The 18938-nt window shown below is 68.2% G+C and carries 13 protein-coding genes and 1 pseudogene; 5 read left to right on the top strand and 9 right to left on the bottom strand.

The window, feature by feature from the left end:
* Positions 1-461 precede the first annotated feature (461 nt).
* The 7 genes from ABTX78_RS18965 to ABTX78_RS18935 form a co-directional block, all read right to left on the bottom strand.
* Positions 462-1625 (bottom strand): aldose epimerase family protein, encoded by a 1164-nt coding sequence (locus tag ABTX78_RS18965; protein WP_352207914.1) that lies wholly within the window; start codon positions 1623-1625, stop codon positions 462-464.
* Between the two features lie 41 nt (positions 1626-1666).
* Positions 1667-2926, bottom strand: a complete 1260-nt coding sequence (gene mmsB, locus ABTX78_RS18960; protein ID WP_352207913.1) for a multiple monosaccharide ABC transporter permease — start codon at positions 2924-2926, stop codon at positions 1667-1669.
* Positions 2927-2930: 4 nt separating this feature from the next.
* Positions 2931-4472 carry a multiple monosaccharide ABC transporter ATP-binding protein gene (gene mmsA, locus ABTX78_RS18955; protein ID WP_352207912.1) on the bottom strand — a complete coding sequence of 514 codons (1542 nt, stop codon included), beginning with the start codon at positions 4470-4472 and terminating at the stop codon, positions 2931-2933.
* A gap of 83 nt (positions 4473-4555) precedes the next feature.
* The gene (chvE, locus tag ABTX78_RS18950; RefSeq protein WP_352207911.1) at positions 4556-5659 is read right to left on the bottom strand and encodes a multiple monosaccharide ABC transporter substrate-binding protein; all 1104 of its coding nucleotides are present in this window, start codon (positions 5657-5659) and stop codon (positions 4556-4558) included.
* Positions 5660-5661: 2 nt separating this feature from the next.
* Complete coding sequence (locus ABTX78_RS18945; RefSeq protein WP_352207910.1) at positions 5662-6663, bottom strand: hypothetical protein; 1002 nt, start codon at positions 6661-6663, stop codon at positions 5662-5664.
* Between the two features lie 127 nt (positions 6664-6790).
* On the bottom strand, positions 6791-7858 hold the full coding sequence (locus tag ABTX78_RS18940) for a zinc-dependent alcohol dehydrogenase (RefSeq protein ID WP_352207909.1): 1068 nt from the start codon (positions 7856-7858) through the stop codon (positions 6791-6793).
* Entirely contained in the window at positions 7855-9009 is a 1155-nt protein-coding gene (locus tag ABTX78_RS18935) for a mandelate racemase/muconate lactonizing enzyme family protein (protein ID WP_352207908.1), read from the bottom strand. Before ABTX78_RS18935 ends, ABTX78_RS18940 begins: the two co-directional genes overlap by 4 nt.
* A gap of 240 nt (positions 9010-9249) precedes the next feature.
* Between ABTX78_RS18935 and ABTX78_RS18930 the strand changes: the two genes are divergently transcribed.
* From ABTX78_RS18930 to ABTX78_RS18910, 5 genes and pseudogenes are all read left to right on the top strand, one after another.
* Complete coding sequence (locus ABTX78_RS18930) at positions 9250-10026, top strand: IclR family transcriptional regulator (RefSeq protein WP_352207907.1); 777 nt, start codon at positions 9250-9252, stop codon at positions 10024-10026.
* On the top strand, positions 10023-10868 hold the full coding sequence (locus tag ABTX78_RS18925) for an SMP-30/gluconolactonase/LRE family protein (RefSeq protein ID WP_352207906.1): 846 nt from the start codon (positions 10023-10025) through the stop codon (positions 10866-10868). Before ABTX78_RS18930 ends, ABTX78_RS18925 begins: the two co-directional genes overlap by 4 nt.
* Before the next feature lie 354 nt (positions 10869-11222).
* Positions 11223-11738, top strand: coding sequence for a YceI family protein (locus ABTX78_RS18920; RefSeq protein ID WP_352207905.1), 516 nt, complete (start codon positions 11223-11225; stop codon positions 11736-11738).
* A gap of 93 nt (positions 11739-11831) precedes the next feature.
* Positions 11832-12040: pseudogene (locus tag ABTX78_RS18915) on the top strand (cold-shock protein).
* Positions 12041-12724: 684 nt separating this feature from the next.
* Positions 12725-13381 (top strand): DUF5701 family protein, encoded by a 657-nt coding sequence (locus tag ABTX78_RS18910; RefSeq protein ID WP_352208068.1) that lies wholly within the window; start codon positions 12725-12727, stop codon positions 13379-13381.
* A gap of 25 nt (positions 13382-13406) precedes the next feature.
* Here the strand turns inward: ABTX78_RS18910 and ABTX78_RS18905 are convergent, their stop codons facing one another.
* Entirely contained in the window at positions 13407-14165 is a 759-nt protein-coding gene (locus ABTX78_RS18905) for a hypothetical protein (protein WP_352207904.1), read from the bottom strand.
* A 7-nt stretch (positions 14166-14172) separates the two neighbouring features.
* A complete protein-coding gene (locus ABTX78_RS18900) occupies positions 14173-18936 on the bottom strand; it encodes a putative T7SS-secreted protein (protein ID WP_352207903.1) in 4764 nt (1587 codons plus the stop codon).
* Between the last annotated feature and the right edge of the window lie 2 nt (positions 18937-18938).

Raw genomic sequence — 18938 nt, 5'->3', positions numbered from 1 at the left:
GCCGTCGATGGCCACCTCTGATGGGGTCGGGGCGGGCGGTCAGGCGGGGCGTGTGAGTGCCGCCGCCTGGTGGCAGCCAGGGCTTCGGCGTCGGCCGCTTCCGGGGCGACGGCCGGTGGCCAGGGAGCTTCGAGGAAGGTTCGGCTGGTCTCGCGTATCGGCGACGGCGACGGCGACGGCGGTCGCCCAGCGGATGGTCGTGGCGTCGGCGCACAGCGTGTCCGAGAGGATCGGCAGCACAATCGCCGCCGGCCGTGTTCGCCTCTGCTGCTGAACCCGAACAAGGCGGGTGGCCGACACGGACCCGGCGCCCGGCGTCGTCGAGGTTCACCTCCCGGGCGGCTGCCCGCTCGATGCGATGCTCCCCGCGGCCAGGTCTGATCGGCCAGGAAGCCGGGGAGCCCCCGCCCGGTGGCGGGGCGGGGGCGGGGACCACGGAACGAAGAGCGGTCGCCGTGACGTCAGCGCGCCGAGAATCTGTGCACCGTCGTCGAGCGGAGGGTGTCGCCCGGGCGTAGCACCGTGGACGGGAAGGACGGCTGGTTGGGGGAGTCCGGGAAGTGCTGGGTCTCCAGGCACAGGGCGTCGCCCTGGCGGTGGATGGTGCCGCCCGAGCCGACCAGTGTCCCGTCCAGGAAGTTGCCGGAGTAGAACTGCAGGCCGGGCTCGGTCGTCGCGATGTCCAGGATCCGGCCCGAGGCCGGGTCGCGCAGCGTGGCGATCTGCTGGGGCGCGGTGGTGGGGCCCTTGTCTAGAACCCAGTTGTGGTCGTATCCCTGGCCGTACAGCAGCTGCTGGTGCGCTACCCGGATGTCCTCGCCGACGGTCTTGGACTGGCGGTAGTCGAAGGGCGTGCCCGCGACCTTTGCCAATGCGCCGGTGGGGATGAGGCCGGAGTCGACCGGGGTGTAGCGGGAGGCGTCGATGCTCAGTTCGTGGTCGTGGACCGATCCGCTGCCCTCGCCCGCCAGGTTCCAGTAGACGTGGCTGGTGAGGTTCACGACGGTGGCCTTGTCGGTGGTGGCCGCGTAGTCGACGCGCCAGTCGCCCCGCCGGGTCAGCGTGTACGTCACCTTGACCCTGAGGGTTCCGGGGTAGCCCATCTCGCCGTCGACGCTGGTGTAGTGGAGAACCAGGCCGATGTCCGAGCCGGAGGTGAAGCTCTCGACGTTCCATGCCCGCTTGTCGAAGCCCTTGGATCCGCCGTGCAGGCTGTTCTCGCCGTCGTTGACCGACACCTGATGGGCCGTGCCGTCAAGGGTGAACCTGCCCTTGGCGATGCGATTGCCGTACCGGCCGATGAGCGCGCCGAAGTAGGGACTGGAGGCGACGTACTCCTCAAGGGTGTCGAAGCCCAGCGAGACGTTCTTGTACCGGCCGTGCCGGTCGGGTATCTCCAGGGACTGCACGATGCCGCCGTACGACAGCACCTTCAGCCGGGTGCCGCCGTTGGCCAGGGACCATCGGTACACCTTCGTGCCGTCGGCGAGCCTGCCGAACAGCTCCCTCACGGGCCTTCCGCCCTCCGAACCGTGGGAGTGGGCGTGAGCGGTTGTGGCGCCGACCGTGGTCGCGGCGAGTCCCGCCGCGGCGGCTGCCATCACTGTGCGTCTACTCGTGTTCATCTGCGGCTCCGGTGAATGAGGCTGGATACTTCGTGAGAGCTCTACGAACCGACCTTGCGCTTGTTCCACACGTCGAAGCCGACCGCCGCGAGCAGCACCAGGCCCTTGATGACCTGCTGCCAGTCCGTACCGACGCCGACGAGGTTCATGCCGTTGTTGAGCACACCGAGGACCAGGCCGCCGATGATCGCCCCCAGGACGGTGCCGACGCCGCCGCTCATGGAGGCGCCGCCGATGAACGCGGCTGCGATCGCCTCGAGTTCGAAGTTGGTGCCGGCCTTGGGGGAGGCGGCGTTGAAGCGGGCAGCGAAGATCAGCCCGGCGAGGGCGGCCAGCATGCCCATGTTCAGGAAGACCAGGAAGGTGACCTTCTTGTCCCTGACGCCGGAGAGTTTGGCCGCGGGCAGGTTGCCGCCGATCGCGTAGACATGGCGTCCGACGACGGCGTTGCGCATCACGTAGCCGAAGCCGACGACCAGGACGGCCAGGATCAGCAGCACCACGGGGGCGCCCTTGTAGCTGGCGAGCATCAGGGTGGCCGTCAGCGCTGCGGCGACCAGTGCGATCAGCTTGAGCACGAACAGTTTCGCGGGTGGCACATCCAGGGCGAACTGCTGCTGTCGCCGTCGGTCGCGCATCTCCTGGATGATGACGAACGTGATCAGGACGAAGCCCAGCAGCAGGGTGAGATTGTGGTAGTTGCTGTCCGGACCGACCTCCGGCAGGAAGCCGTTGGCGATGGTCTGCAGTCCTTTGGGAAAGGGGCCGAGTGTCTGTCCCTTGAGCACGATCTCGGTGACGCCGCGGAAAAGCAGCATCCCTGCCAACGTGACGATGAATGAAGGTATCCCCAGATACGCGATGAAGAAGCCCTGCAACGCGCCCGCGGCAGCGCCGAGGACCAGGCACAGGACGACCGCAAGCGGCCAGGCGACATGGTGCTGCACCATCAGTACGGCCGCGACCGCACCCACGCAGGCGGTGAGCGAGCCGACCGACAGGTCGATATGGCCCGAGATGATGACGAGCATCATGCCGATCGCGAGGATCAGGATGTAGCTGTTCTGCAGTACCAGGTTGGAGACGTTGCGCGGCAGCAGCAGGTCGCCGCCCGTCCACACGGCGAACAGGGCCACGATCAGGCCGAGGGCGATCAGCATGCCGTACTGCCGCATATTGCGGCGCAGGCCCTCGAGGACCAGGCCGAGCAGGCCGCCGCCTTCCGCCGTGTCGCGATTCTTGCCGTCACCGGACGGGAGCGGGGCGTCCGCCGGCGTCTCGGCCGTCAGATTCGTACTCATCCTGCTACCTCTTGTCCTTCGTCATCCGGCGCATCAGCGCTTCCTGGGTGGCCTCCGCCCGCGGCACCTCACCGGTCAGCCGGCCGGCGGACATCGTGTAGATGCGGTCGCACATGCCGAGCAGTTCGGGAAGTTCCGAGGAGATGAAGACGACGGCTTTGCCCTGGGCGGCGAGCTTGTCGATCACCGTGTAGATCTCGTACTTGGCGCCCACGTCGATGCCTCGGGTCGGCTCGTCCAGGATCAGCACGTCCGGACCTGCGAAGATCCATTTGCTGAGGACGACCTTCTGCTGATTGCCGCCCGACAGCTTTCCGACGGGCTCGGCGACCGTCGGCGCCTTGATGTTCATGCTTGTGCGGTAGTCCTCGGCGACCTGCCGCTCCGCGTGTTCGTTGACGATGCCGCGCCGCGCGACCTTGCCGAGTGCGCTGAGCGAGATGTTGCGGGCGATCGTGTCGATGAGGTTGAGCCCGTAGTGCTTGCGGTCCTCGGTGACGTAGGCGATCCCGTGCTGGACCGCCTCGTGGACGGTCTTGGTGCGGATCTCTTGGCCGTCCTTGAGGACCGTGCCGCCCGCGTAGCGCCCGTACGTGCGGCCGAAGACACTCATTGCGAGTTCGGTGCGGCCCGCCCCCATGAGGCCGGCGATTCCCACGATCTCGCCGCGGCGTACATGCATCGTGACGTTGTCGACGACCTTGCGATGCCGGTCGATCGGGTGATGCACCGTCCAGTCCCGGATCTCCAGGGCCGGCGACGCGCCTTCCTCGGGCTGGTGCGGGGTGCGTTCGGGAAAGCGATGGTCGAGGTCGCGGCCGACCATGCCGCTGATGATCCGCTCCTCGGTGGTCTCCGTCGCCCTCACGTCCAGGGTCTCGATGGAGCGCCCGTCGCGGATGATGGTCACGGAGTCGGCGACCCGCGCGATCTCGTTCAGCTTGTGCGAGATGATGATCGAGGCGATGCCCTGGTTCTTCAACTCCAGCATGAGGTCGAGGAGTTTGCCGCTGTCCTCGTCGTTCAGCGCCGCCGTCGGCTCATCGAGGATCAGTAGCCTCACCTTCTTGGAGAGCGCCTTGGCGATCTCCACGAGCTGCTGCTTGCCCACACCGATGTCGGCAACCCGGGTCTGCGGATTCTCGTCGAGGCCGACCCTGCGCAGGAGTTCGGAGGCGTGCCGCAGCGTCTCGTCCCAGCTGATCACGCCGCGGGTGGCGTGCTCGTTGCCGAGGAAGATGTTCTCCGCGAGGGAGAGATAGGGCACCAGGGCGAGCTCTTGGTGGATGATGACGATGCCGCGCTGCTCGCTCGCCCTGATGTCCTTGAACCGACACGGCTCGCCCTGGAAGAGGATGTCCCCTTCGTAGGTACCGTGCGGATGGACGCCGGAGAGGACTTTCACGAGGGTCGACTTGCCGGCGCCGTTCTCCCCGCAGATGGCATGGACCTCGCCCGGGCGGACGGTCAGGGTGACGTCCGAGAGCGCCCTGACTCCGGGAAAGGTCTTGCTGATCGAGCGCATTTCCAGGACGGGTCCCGCCATGGTCGTGCCTTTCTCTGTGGCTGATGGGGACCCTCCCCGGCTCGGGCGCGAAGCCCCGGAGCGCGGAAGGTCGACGGCGGTGGCTACTTGAGGTCGCTCACCTTGTAATAGCCGGTATCGATCAGCTCCTTCTTGTAGTTCTTCTTGTCGACGCTGACCGGGTTGAGCAGATAGGCGGGGACGACCTTCGCGCCGTTGTCGTACGACTTGGTGTCGTTGGTCTCGGGCTTGTCGCCCTTGAGTGCGGCGTCGACCATGCCGGTGGCGACCTTGGCGAGCTGGCGCAGGTCCTTGTAGACGGTCTGCCGCTGCTCGCCCGCGATGATCGACTTCACGGAGGCGACCTCGGCGTCCTGGCCGGTGACGACGGGCCACGGCTTGGTCGTGGTGCCGTAGCTGTCGCCGCGGAGAGCGGAGAGAATGCCGATGGAGATGCCGTCGTACGGCGAGAGCACGGCGTCCACGCGCTTGGATCCGCCGTACGAGGAGGTGAGCAGGTCGTCCATGCGCCGCTGGGCGGTTCCGCCGTCCCAGCGCAGAGTGGTGACCTGGTTGAGCTCGGTTTGCCGGGACTGTACGACGAGCTGCTTCTTGTCGATGTACGGCTGCAGCACCTTCATCGCGCCGCCGAAGAAGTACCGGGTGTTGTTGTCGTCGTTGGAGCCGGCGAACAGCTCGATGTTGAACGGGCCCTTTTCGCCCTTGTCCAGACCGAGTTGTTCGACGATGTACGTGCCCTGCAGCCTGCCGACCTTCTCGTTGTCGAAGGACGCGTAGTAGTCGACGTGCGCCGAGTTGAGGATCAGGCGGTCATAGGAGATCACGGGGATCTTGGCGTCGGCGGCTTGCTGGAGCACGTTGTCCAGGGACTTGTTGTCGATGGCTGCGATGACCAGAGCGTCCACACCCTGCGTGATCATGTTCTCGATCTGTGAGACCTGCTGGTCCGGGTCGTCCTCGCCGAAGACGAGCTTCGTCTTGTATCCCTTGGCCTTGAGGTTTTTGACGACGTTGTTGCCGTCGGAGATCCAGCGTTCGGACGACTTGGTCGGCATCGCGATGCCGATGGTGGCGTCCTTGGGGTCCTTCTTCTCCTCGCTGCCGCCCGAACTGTCCTGGCCGCAGGCGGTGAGTGAGAGGCTGAGGGCGAAGCAGGCTGCTGTGGTTGCCGCGGTATGTATGCGCATGATCAGGAGTCCTTCTCGGTCGCGTCGCCTGGAACGTGAACGGGGGTGGTCGTGCTGAACCGGTTCAGCGGGCCGTGCAGGCGCGAGCCGAGCGGTGACATGCCACCGTCCGCTCCGTGCCGGGCCAGCAGGTCGAGGGCGAGACGGCCACGGCGGACGCGCTCGCGGGCAGTGTCGAGAGTGAGATCGCGCAGATGCGCCCCGTAGGGATAGATTCCGGACGTCTTCGACAGTCCGAACTTGAGATACAGCGGTGCGCCGCGCCGGATCAGTTCGGCGATCTCGTACATCCGCACATAGCCGCCCAGGTCGTCCGGCGCCTCGACGTACAGGTCCATGGGTGCGGCGGAGACTCGGCGGATCTCGGTGAGGTGGGCGAGCGTGAGGTCGGAGGGGACGTTGAGCGAGTCCGCGCCGAGTTGCTCGTACACGGCGTACGAGGCGGGGTTGACGGGGCCGATCAGGGCCGAGACTTTGAGCGTGGTGTCGCTCGGTATGACGCCCGCCAGGCGTGCCCGATGCAGCGTCCAGAGCACGCCCTCGTCTGCGACGAGCAGGCAGGTGACGCCCAACTCCGTGGCACGTACCGCGTCTTCGACACAGCCGGCGAGTGCGTCGTGCCCGCGGGCGCGCAGTCCGGCGCCGTGTGAGTCGGTGCGGACGGAGGCCCCGGTGTCCCAGGTGCCGCGGGGGCCGGTGAACAGGCAGAGCTCGATGTTGCGCTCGCCTGTCCCCTCGACCATCTCGGTGATCTCGCTGTCGGACAGCATCCAGATGCCGCTGCCCTGGCTGATCCGGTGGATCGGCACGTCGAGGCGCGAGCTTTCCTTGAGAACGACGGACAGTGCCTCGGGGCCCTCCACCGAGGGAATCTCGGTGCGCCAGGTGCCGCCGTCGGGGAAGGAGTGCGCGGAGGTGTCGGCCGGGTCAAGGGCGGGCACGGTGTGACCGATATCGGCCAGCGCGCCGGCGCCTGGGCGACGGGGTGAGGACGGGGCGTTCACGGGGCTCCTATGTTCGAGATATCGGACAATGTTCGAGTTGATGGGTGTGCGGCGGCACGCGGCGCATCAGACGGCTGCGTGTGTGGGGTCGGTCCGTTCGAGGCACACCCGTCCAGGTGCCTTGGGCTCAGGGGCGGAGCAGCACCTTCCCTGTCTTCGGGTCGGTGCCGCCGACCAGTGCGATGGCCTCGTCGAACCGCTCCAGCGGGAATTCGTGGGTGATCAGTGGTGCGGGATCGAACAGTCCGAGGCCGAAGGCCCGTACCGCGTCGGACCAGGCGGAGGAGGAGGCCCCGAAAACGCTGCGGATCTCCAACTGGCTCAGCGACAGATGTACCGGGTCGATACCGGTGGCCCCCGGTGTGAACATCCCGGTGAGCACCACCCGGCCACCCCGGCGTGCGAGGAGGCAGGACGACGCGGCCGTGGTGGGCGCCCCCGCGGTCTCGACGACCAGGTCGAAGCGGCCGTGCGCCGCAGCCTCGTCAGCGCCCGGCACAAGACTCTCGGTCGCCCCGAACTGCCGTGCCTGCTCGCCGCGTTCTGTGCGCGGATCGATCACGGTCAACTCGGCGGGCGAGCAGGCGGCAAGCAACTGGACCGTGAGCAGCCCGAGGGTGCCCGCGCCGACAACGGCGATCCGTTCTCCCGGCGTCGGGCGCCCGGCGCGCACTGCCGCTGCGATCACAGCTGCGGGCTCGAGGAGGGCTGCGGCCCGTAGATCGGCGTCGTCGTCGAGCAAATGCAGCAAGCGTGCGGGCACGATGAGCCAGTCGGCGAACGCCCCCGGTTCGGTGAATCCGGTCTCGGCGTAACCGCCCGTGCACAGGCTCGTTTCTCCGCACCGGCAACGCCCGCAGACCCCACATGCCCGGAATCCCTCGGCCACCGTCTTACGGCCGACGAGTGCGGAGTCGACGCCCTCACCGACCGCCCCGACGGTCCCGGACCACTCGTGCCCAGGGATTACGGGATAGCTGACGAATGCGGCGTCGCGGCGCCCGTCGTAGATCTCGCGGTCGCTCCTGCAGATGCCCGCCGCTGCGACCTGAACCAGTACCTCGCCGGGGCCCGGTACCGGCAACTCGCCGTGTATCAGGCGGTGTTCGCCGGGCCGCTCGATCACCAGGGAGCGGTTGACGCCGTCAGGCGAGCGGCCGGCCCCGCCGGGGTGGGGACTCGTGACGCGGCTCACCGGGGCGCCCTCTGCTCCCAGCCCTCGGCCCACAGGTCGAAGCGGGCCTTCTGCTGCGGGAACTCGGCCGCCGCGTCCACATCCAGCTCGACACCGAGCCCAGGAGCGTGCGAGACCTCGAAGCTGCCGGTCTGCGGGTCGACCTGGGGCGCGCCCTTGACCACCTTCTTGATTTCCGCGTCGGCGAAGTCGTTGAAGTGCTCCAATATCTTGAAGTTCGGTGTGCAGGCGGCCAGTTGGAGCGAGGCCGCGGTCAGTACCGAGCCGCCGACGTTGTGCGGGGCGACCAGCACGTAGTGCGTCTCGGCGGTCGCCGCCAGTTTGCGGGTCTCCAGGATGCCGCCCATGTGCCCGATGTCCGGCTGGATGATGTCGGCGGCCTGCGACTCGAAGAGCTCCCGGAACTCGATCCGGTCATGGATCCGTTCACCGGTGGCGATGGGGATGTCCACTTTCGCGGCGACCTTCTCCAGGGCCTTGAGGTTCTCCGGCGGCACCGGCTCCTCGAGCCAGGCCGGCTTGAACGGTGCCAGCTCGCGGGCGAGCCGCACCGCCGTCGAGGGGCTGAACCGCCCGTGCATCTCCAGCATCAGCTCGGTGTCGGGCCCGATGGCGTCGCGTACGGCCTCTATCAGGGACACGGCGTACAGGCTCTGCTCGTGGTCCAGCTCGAAGTGTCCGGTGCCGAACGGGTCGATCTTCAGCGCACGGTAGCCACGTGCGACGACCTCCCGGGCCGCTTTGTGGTACGCCTCCGGGGTGCGCTCGGTCGTGTACCAGCCGTTGGCGTACGCCTTGACCCTGTCGGTCACCTGACCGCCGAGCAGCTGCCACACCGGTACGGCGAGGGCCTTGCCCTTGATGTCCCAGCACGCCATCTCGATGACGGCGATGCCGGACATGACGATCTCGCCGGCCCGGCCGTAGTCGCCGTACTTCATCCGACGCACGAGATCTTCCACGGCGAACGGGTCAGAACCGGCTATGTGGTTCGCCTCCGCCTCGCGGAGGTAGCCGAGCAATGCGTCCGTGCGGCCCAGCATGCGAGTCTCGCCGACTCCGGTGAGGCCCTCGTCGGTGTGCACGAGAACGTAGGTGAGATTGCGCCAGGGCGTCCCGACGACATGAGTACTGATTCCCGTGATGCGCACGGCAGTTGCCCCTAGAGTCCGGATCTGCTTGTTCGAGATTTCGTCACACGTTCGAAATGTTGGCGTGACCGTAGACAAGCTCTCTCGGCAGTGTCAATGGACTGCGCAAGAGACATGTCCGCAGGATCGTCGTTCGGTGAACCGGCATGACCATTGCCCGCCGAACGGGGCTGTGCCTACTCTGTGTTCGGTATACCGGGCAATGGCCGGAGTTTCGAACAGCAGGGATGGGTGAGGAGCATGGGACGACTTGTCCCCGCGGTGACCAGGGCGCTGGACGTACTCGAACTGTTCCTGGACGGCGACGGAACCCTCACCTCACCGGACATCACCCGCAAGCTCCAGCTGCCCCGCACCACGGTGCACGAGCTGGTCACGACGTTGGTGGCGCGTTCGTATCTCGTTGTCGTCCCCGGGCAGCCGGGCCGCTACCGCCTAGGGGTGCGCAGCTACCAACTGGGCAGCCGGTACGCGGAACAGCTCGACCTTGCCGCCGAAGGCCAGCGGGTGGCCCGTGAAGTCGCCGGGACCTGCGACGAGACGGTCCATGTCGCGATCCTCGAAAACCTGGACGTCATCTACATCGCCAAGGTCGACTCGACCCACGCTGTCCGCATGGTCTCGGCCGCGGGACGCAGGCTCCCGGCACACTGCACATCCGTCGGCAAGATGCTCCTCGCCGCGCTCCCGACCGACGAGTTGAGTCGCAGGATCGAGGAGGCGGGCGAACTGCCCGCGATGACCGACAACAGCATCACCGATCCCGATGAACTGCTCGCCGTCCTCGCCGAGACCCGCCGGCGAGGCACAGCCGTCGAACATCGGGAATCGAATCCGGATGTGAGCTGCGTGGCTGCCCCCGTCCGCGACAGCTCGGGCCGCACCGTCGCCGCCCTGTCCATCTCGGTACCCATGATCCGCTGGTCGCAGGAGCGCGAAGCCGAACTTGCGGAGCTGGCGGTCAAGGGCGCGGGTGACCTGTCGTTGAGCCTCGGACATCGCGCCGGCACCCGGTGACGGCCATCGAGGTCGCGGTCAGGGAGTCCGCTGTGCTGGGCGAGGGGCCCACCTGGGACCCGGCGACCGAACGGCTGATCTGGGTGGACATCCTGAGCTCGCGCATCCACACCTACGAGCCGGTCAGCGGCTGCCGTACGATGCTGGCCACCGAACAGCACGTCGGCGCGGCCAAGCCGCGCAAGAACGGTGGGCTGGTGGTCAACCTCCGCGACGGAGTGGCACTCTACGACGCGGACGGCGCGTTCTCCTGGCTCGTACGCGACCCCGTACCCGGTCGCCGCGGCAACGATGCGGCCGTCGCACCGGACGGCTCCCTGTGGGCCGGCACCATGCGCTATGACGAGCAAACTGGCGGCGGCAACCTCTTCCGCGTCACCCCCGACGGCACCACCACCGAGCTCTTCCCCACCGTGTCTGTCAGCAACGGCACCGGCTGGAGTCCCGACGGCAGCCTCGTCTACTACATCGACAGCCCCACCCGCCGTATCGACGTCTGCCGATGGGACGGGCAACTCCCCGTCGACCGACGCCCCTTGGCCACCATCGAGGAAGGCGCCGGCTTCCCGGACGGCCTGACCGTCGACGTCGACGGCTGTGTATGGGTCGCCCTGTGGGACGGCGGCCAACTGCGCCGCTACACCCCGGCCGGCGCACTCGACCGCACCCTCGACCTCCCGGTCCGCCGCCCTACCGCCTGCACCTTCGGCGGCCCGGGCCTGCGCGACCTCTACATCACTACGGCTCGAACCGGCTTGGCCCGACCGCACCCGTTGTCGGGCTCGCTCCTGGTGCTGCCGGACGCCGGCGAGGGGCTGCCCGGCGTCGCCTTCGGGAGCTGATCGGCGGCGCCGCGCCATTGTGCCGTCCGACCTGGGGCCGTACTCATGCGACGGTGCCGGCCGGGGAGCGGTGGATCTGATGGTCGTCCGGGCCGCACTGCTGCTTCGCGGCCCGGAAGCACTCGACAGCCCAGCGGGTGCCCGCGATGCGAGCTTTGGGCGGTAGGTCCTGACATCGACGGTGAGCAATGCCGGGGGCGCCAGCCCTCTACGCCAGCGACGCGTGACCTCGTAGCGCGGGCGGTGCGGTCTCAGCGGCGGCGGATCTTGCATCCAGACGCTGGTGCCACCGCCGCGGCTGCGAGAGGCTTGCCCATCACTGATTGATTTCCAGCAGACGGAGGCTACGAGTTGATGGCAGCAGCAGACTGGTCCCTACCAGCCGCAGGTGCATACGAGATCGATCAGGCGGCATCAACGGTCCGCTTCGCCGCACGCGCCATGTTCGGCCTGTTCCCGGTCCGAGGTACGTTCGCCATCGGGCATGGCCGGATCACCGTGGCCGACCCGGCAGAAGAGTCCTCGGTGCAGGTCGTCGTGGAGACAGGTAGTTTCGAGTCCGGCAATCGGCAGCGTGACGACCACGTCAAGTCCGCTGACTACCTGGACGTGACTCGGCATCCGGAGATCAGTTTCCGCAGCCATGTCCTGGAACGATCGGCTTCCGAGGCCGCATTGCACGGCGAATTGACCGTATGTGGGGTGACACAGCCGGTCGTCGTCGCGATCGGCAGGGTTTCCCATGAGGGCAACCGGGTGACAGCGACCGGTACCACCACCATCGACAGGTACGCCTTCGGGATCACCAAGGGGAAGGGCATGACAGGGCGACATCTGAAGATCGCTCTGGATGTCGTCGCGCACTGCTGAATCAATTGTGGTGCTCGGAGCACTGCAGTGTGTTCCCACGGTGAGGTCCCTCCAGTGCGATGCGACAGCACGTGCATGTGATGAAGGAAAGGCATGGCTAGTGGCACTGTGTGAAGTGGTTCAACTCGGATAAGGGCTTTGGATTCATCCAGCAAGACGGCGGCGGCCCGGACGTGTTCGTCCACTTCTCCGCGATCCGGACAACCGGCTTCAAGGAGCTGGCCGAGGTCGCCGAGGTCGACTACGACGTCGTTCAGGGCCCCAAGGGGCCGCAGGTCCAAATGGTCGTGCCCATCGGATAGCCGGTCTCCGCACCAACGAGCCAGTCCAGGTCGCGCCTGAGCTGCGTTCAGGCGGTGCGAGCCGGGCGCGCCTCACGACGTGCCGCCCGGCTTGGTCGACCGTGCGGTGGCACAACGCGGCAGGCAACCCAGTGGCCCTGCCTGGCCGCGCCGGCAATCACTTGCGGAGCGATGGACGGCCGGAACGCCATGTGACCTTGACGAGGCGTTCCGGCAGAGTGGATGGCGAACGCCGAGTGCTTGGCTGGAGCTGCCGACGAGCCGAGCCGGCAGCCCTCTGGCACCAACTGGTGGCCAGAAGCGACTTCTTCAGCGAGTGGCGGCGCAGCGGGTCTGCCGCTTGGTGCGGGGTGTTGGGCACCAGGTGGCCACGACCGCGGCTCCAGCCTGCCGCTGCCCTCATCGTTCGCCGGCGACGCGTGCCCGCGTCGGACCCTTCTGATGTGACGGCGCTTCACCTCTTGGAGCAGGCTGTGCGGTGCGGCATCTCCGTCCGATCAACGATCGCCGACTGTGGCGTTCTTCGGTGCCCAGTTCGGTCAGGGTGGCCCGCTGATCGGGGGCGCGTTGTCGCCGTGGACGAGCGCGCCGTCTGCCGCAGCTACGTTGCGCCGGGAACACTCCGGTGCACCGCCTCGTTTGACACAGGGCCCGCTGCTGCCAACCGTGAACCGAGGGACAGTGTTGCCCGATACCGCTTCTACCGTCACCGTGCCTCCTCTGCCGCCGCTGGCCATCCAGGCAGAACGCCTGGTCGAGCTTGGGGTGCACGAGCTCGCCGGGATACCCGCTGAGGAGCTGCGTACGTTCGCCGAGGCCGCCGGCCGTGGAGACGACGGTTCACTGCTCGCCGTGCATCCCGACCGCGTCTCCGCTTCCGCCCTTGCACCGCTGCTCCGCCGCGACGGCAAGTCCGGCTTCGTCATCACCGACATGCCTGACGTCGACCTGTTCGCGCCCTGCACGGTTGAGCTGCCCGATGCTCCTCTTTACCTTGTCGCAGGCCTCGATCGCGGCGACCACATGGCCAACTGGAGCCCGGAGGAGGCACTGCCCGCTCTCACCAAGGAGAACCGCACCCCGCTACTGCTCACCGAAGGCATCCACTGGGTGCTTCAGCAGCCGACGGTCCTCGAGCGCAACCGCTGCTTCATGACCATCGGCTCCCGGCTGCGCAAAGCCAACGGTGCTCTGGACGCTCGCACCCCGGCGATCTGGATCAGCAACGGCACAGGGCGGGACGGCCGCGAGCGGCGCAACGCCCCGAAGGTCGGTTGGTGTTGGTGGGGCAACCGCCACACCTGGCTGGGCTTCGCCTCCGCTACGGGCCGCGAGCACTGAGTTCCGCGGAAGGCACAGTCGTCCGTCACGCGCTTCCGTAGTCGTCCACATAGGTCGCGATCAGCTCCAGCAGTACGTCAGCCCGGTGCCGGTCTTCGTGCTGGGCGCGCAGAGCTGCGTCGGCGGCGCGGAGTCGGGCCAGGGCGGCCGGATCACCGTCCACCAGATCGTCGACCACCGGCTCGGTGATCAGATCCAGGCATTCGGTGAGCAGCCGACGGGTGGCCGGCGACGGCGGAGCCGGATCCGGGGCGGTGTAGGCGGTGGTCAGGTAGCGTGCGGGGTCGGTGAGACTCCAGCCGACGACCGCCCCGCGCTGGACGAGAAGCGACACATCGGGGGCGATGCCGATACGAGCGCCCAACGGCTCGTCGAGGACATCGGGGCCACGCAGGCAGATGAGCACGCCGTCCTTTGGAGCGCGGCACAGCACCGTGCACATCTCGTGCCTGAAGTCCCGGATCTCGTCCGCCCTTAGCCCGCCCGGGCGTACCTCGGGCAGGGTGGGAACGCGATCGGAAGTCTCGGACGACGCGGAGATGTACGGCATCTGGAATTCCGCCCCGACGAGATTCCGGCTGGCCGGGTCGAACCGGAGGACGTCGGGCGTGTCCCACAGCCGGTGCTCGCTGCCGAACGTGTCCATGGTGAATTGCTCACGCTCCTTCACGTCCGCGTATTCCACGAGGCGCACGGTGTCGCCTGTGAAGCGGGGGGTGATGGAGAGCGGGTCGCCCGTCACCGTGGCACGCCAGTCGTCGTCGAACGACAGGTTCGTGTTCATTCACGCCTCATTTGATCTGCACTCCGGGGGCCAGATTGCCGAACTTGCCGGGAATTCTGCCCTCCACAATGTCCTCGTGGGTGACCGGCTTGCCGGGATCCGACGGACTGCCACCGAGCGCCCTGGCGCCGGACTCACCCTTGATACCCGACTCTCCGTATGCCGTGATGGCCTGGCCCTGCTTGGAGCCGGGGCCGTAGACCACGGCGATGTCATTGTCCTTGCGATAGATGAAGTTGCCTGCCTGGCCCTGTGACTGGTACACGGCGTCGGGGTTCTTCAGGATCTCCAGGACGCGTTCGTCGCTGAAACCGTGGCCCGTGTCCCCGTGATAGTCGGCATGCTTTTTGAACCCGCCGTCCTGCGCCCTCTGGGCGACATCGTCCAGGACCTTGTCGACCCGCTTTTGAGCCTTCTCCTCCTTCGTGTACTTCGGCATGAGGCCCAGAGGGTCGCACCCGCGGTGCGGGTTGCCCACGTACGCGACCGGATTCGGCGCGGGAGCGAGGCCGAGAGGGTCCGGTGAGGCGTAGCGGCCGGTCTCGGGGTCGTAGTGGCGAAAGCAGTTGTAGTGGAGACCGGTCTCGGGGTCGTAGTACTGGCCGGGAAAGCGCAGGGGCATGTACGCGCTGCCGTCGCGGGCCCAGGCGGTGCTTCCCCACAGAGTGGAGCGGGACCGCCAGGCGATGTCGCCGGACTCGTCGATCAGTTCGGTGGGCGTGCCGGCGAGGTCGGTCGCGATGGCGAAGAACCGGCGGTCGATCTCCTCCTGCCGGCTGTCCGCGGTGAGGATGCGCTCGGTCTGGGTCAGGGGGACGATGTCCCGGTGGTCCCAGGTGAGGGCGACCGTGTGCGGCCCGCCGGGCCGGTGGTCGGTCTGTTCGCACAGGGTGAGCCCGTCCCAGGTGAACCGTGTCTCCTCGGTCACGCTCTCGCCATCGGGCGCCAGGCGCTGCTTCGCGGTACGGCGTCCCAGGGGGTCGTAGCGGTACTCCCATCGGGTCCCGTCGGGAGTGGTCACGGAGGTGAGGCGGTTCTCCGTGTCCCACTCGTAGCGCCAGGTGTCGGGCTTGCGGGAGAGACGGGTCTTCTGCCGCAGGGTCACTCGCCCGAGCGCATCGTGCTCGAAACGGGTCCCACCCGCGCGGGTGATCGCCGTACCGGTGTAGGCGCGCTCCCCGGTGGACTCGCTCCCCGGATGCCGGGACGGCCAGGTCGCGGACGACTGGTTGCCTGCGGTGTCGTACGCGTACCGCTCGGTCCAGCCATGGGCATGTACGGCGGTGACCCGGCCCGCCGGGTCCAGGTCGAAGGTGCGGGTGCCCGCGTGCCGGTCCGTCATGGCGACCAGGTGGCCGTCGGCGCGGTAGGAGTAGGACCTGCCGCTCACGGGCCGCACCCCGGCCGTGATGTGCTGTTCGGCCAGCCGGCCGGCCGCGTCCCAGGCGGAGGCCAGGGTGAGTGTGTCGCCGAGGACGCGGGAGACCTCCCGGCCGGCGGCGTCATGGGTGAAGCCGATGCGACGGCCGCCGGTGGTCAGGTGCTCCGGCCTGCCGCCGGCGTCGTAGGCGTAGGAGGTGACATGACCGGTGGGGGTCGTGCGGCGGGTGCGGCGGCCCAGGGCATCGTAGGCGTAGATGACGGGACGGCCGTCGACCAGCTCGGTCTTCACCTTGCCGCGGCGGTCGTACTGGTACCGGAGTTCGCCGTCCGGCCCGGTTGCCTCCAGCAGGCGCCCGGCCCGGTCGTAGGCGTAGGTCGTCACCCGACCGTCGACGTCCTTGCGGATCACCTGCCCCAGGCGGTCGCGTTCGAACGAGATGGTGCCGCCGAGCGCGTCGACGCGGGCCGCGAGGCGGCCGGCGGCGTCCACCCGGTAGGTGAGAGTGCGTCCGTCGAAGTCATTCTCGCGGACGACGTTCCCCGCTGCGTCGTACTCGTAGTCCCAGGTCAACCCCTGCGGGTTGGTGACTCGGGTGAGGTGGAGCTCCGCGTCGTGCTCGAACTCGTGGCGGACGCCGTCGGGTCCCGTGCGGGCGACGGGCAGGTCGAAGTGGGTGTACTCGAAGCGGGAGACGCCACCGGACGCGTCGGTGTGGGTCAGGCAGTTACCCTCGCCGTCGTAGGTCCAGGTCTCGGTGGAGCCGTCGGGTCCCGTGCGGCGGGCGAGTTGGCCATCGGCGTCCCACGCGAAGACGGTGACCTCGCCTGTCGGACCGGTCGTGCGCACAGGGCGGCCGAGGGCATCGCGCTCCGTGCGGGTGACGGCACCCGTCGGGCCGGTCACCTCCACAGGCAGCCCCGCCGCGTCGCACACCACGCGTGTGACGGCTCCGAGGGGATCGGTGACGGAGGTGAGGCGACCGGCGTCGTCCCAGGTGTGACGGGTGGTGGCGCCGGCCTCGTCGGTGACGGCGGTGCGGTTGCCGCGTTCGTCGTACTCGTGCAGCACCCGGGTGCCGTCCGCTCCGACCACCTCGACCGGCAGACCGAACGGTCCGCGCACGGTGCGCATTTCGCTGCCGTCGGGACGGACGGCCGACACGAGGCGGCCGTCCTCGTCGTAGGAGAAGACGGTGGTGAGGCCCAGCGGGTCGGTACGGGTCAGGAGGTTGCCGCGGTCGTCATAGCTGAACCGGGTGGTGTGGCCCAGGGGGTCGGTGAGCGCCAGCAGACGGCAGCGGGGGCCGAAGAGATGGCGCGTCGTGTGCCCGTCGGCCGTGGTGAGCGTGGTGGTGCGGTGGCCCGTCTCGGGGTCCGGGTCGGTGTACGCCAGGGATATCTGGACGTGTCCTGCCTCGCCGCCCTCGGAGACGACGCGGTCGCGGTCGTCGTAGACGTAGTCGTAGCGGCTTCCGTTGGAGTCGATCCAGGCGATGACGCGGCGACGGTCGTCGTAGACGAAGGCGGTGGTGGCACCGGAGGGCCTGGTGACAGTGGTGAGGTTCCTGTCCTCGTAGCCGTAGTTCATCAACGGGACGTCCGCCCCGCCCTCGCCGGCGCCAGCCAGGGACAGGGCGGTGATCAGGCCGTCGGCGGCCGACAGCATCAGGTGGTGGCCCGCCGAGTGGATCAGGGCCGTCGGCAGCCCGTCCTCGGCGCGGTCGATGGTGACGGAGTGGCCATTGCGATCGGTGACGCCGGACAGCCAGGCACGGCCGTCACCGCCCGGTTCGCTCCCGGACGGTGCGGTGAAGTGGAAAGTCAGGCCGCTGTCGGAGGCGGTGACCGTGTAGTGGCCGTCCGCGTCGCGGGCCAGCAGCGTACGGGCGCCACCCGACTCCGGCCGCGTGGGGGCGCCGGGTACCGGGTGCGGGTACGGAACAAGGAGGCCCTCGGCGGTGACATGGAGAACACCGATCGCGTCGATCTCCAGCCGCTCGTCGACCGTGGACGTCCAGGCGGGGCCCAGGAACCGGCCGACCAGGCAGCCGGACTCCGTGCGGCGGGTGAACATCAGCCGCAGGATGCCCGGCAGCTCGACGTCGGTCTGGGGTAGATACATCCGTCCCGTGGCGAGGTCGACCGGGTCACCGCCGGCCTTTCGGTCCCCGTCCGGGGTGTTGTGGGTGCCGTTCGGGGAGTTGTCGGCCAGCCTCCGTGCCTTCGCCGCATCCGCAGCGTTCTCCACGACTTTGAGCGCCTTGACCGCGGCGCCACCACCGCCGGTGGCCACGGTCAGCGCCGCGTCCGGCAGCAGACGTCCGAAGCCCTCGTACGGGTCCTTCATGAAGTCGCTGACCATCTGCTTGCCCGTGCCGACCGGGTCGTTGGCTGCGACAACCAGCCCCGCGGCCAGGCTGTTCAGGTTGGTCGCGTACTCGGCCGGGTGCGTGATGTTGTACGGGTCCAGGGGGTTGATCCCGCGGACGAAGTTCACCAGGCCCGCGGTGCCCTTGATGATGCCGCCGCCGACGTGGTCCCCCATGATCTGCAACTCCTGGAGCCCGTCGCCCAACTGCTCGGCGTACGAAGGCTTCTCCGGGGCCATGTCGCGGGCGGCGCGGACCGCGGTGCGTGCGGTCTCCGCGGCCGTGTTCCGCTGTTTGCGGGCCTCGGCCAGGAGGTCCTGCGCGTCCTGCATCAGCTTCTTGCCGGGGTCCGTGAAGGTCGGGGCTGGGCACGGCGGCAGGGTGGAGGGGTTGCGTTCGTCGGCGGGCTGGGCGTTGTAGCGGTCGACCGCGCTGTTGTAGTCGTCGATCTTCTTGCGGTGGGCGTCGGCCGCGTCGGTGGAGGCCTTGACGCCCTCCTTCCACTTGTCGATCGCGGTCTGCGCCTGCCCCTGTGCCCAGGTGACCGTCCCGGCGAACGCCTCCATCGCGGAGGCCGCCTTCTCGCAGGCGTCGGCACCCTTGAACCACTTGGGCGGCTGGGTGCTCACCGTCTTGCGCAGCGCCTCGGCGGCCTCACCCTTGAGTTCGGAGGACTTGAGGCCCTTGAGACCTTCACCGGCGTTGTCGAAGGACGTCGCGAAAGACTGGAGCTTCTTCGCCGTGGAGCGGATCGTGTCAGCGCTGCCGTAGATCAGCTTGGTCTTGTCCTCGGTCTGCCCGAGGTCCATCTCGTCGACCTCGGCGCCCATCCGGTTGGCGACCGAACGGGACTGCTCGCGCACCCAGTCCGCACCGGACTCCCAGCCGACGTCCTCCAGCCGGTCGGCGGTCCAGTTCCCGGCGTCCTCGACCCGGTTGCCGGCCCACTCGACCCCGTCCTCGACCGCGTCCTCGACCGAGTCCGGCGTGATATCGCTGATCAGATCGCCGATGCCCATGA

The organism is Streptomyces sp. NPDC096193 (assembly GCF_040302905.1).
Classification (GTDB): domain Bacteria; phylum Actinomycetota; class Actinomycetes; order Streptomycetales; family Streptomycetaceae; genus Streptomyces.
The sequence above is the reverse complement of the archived record's forward strand: the minus strand, read 5'-3'. Positions and strand labels throughout refer to the sequence as shown.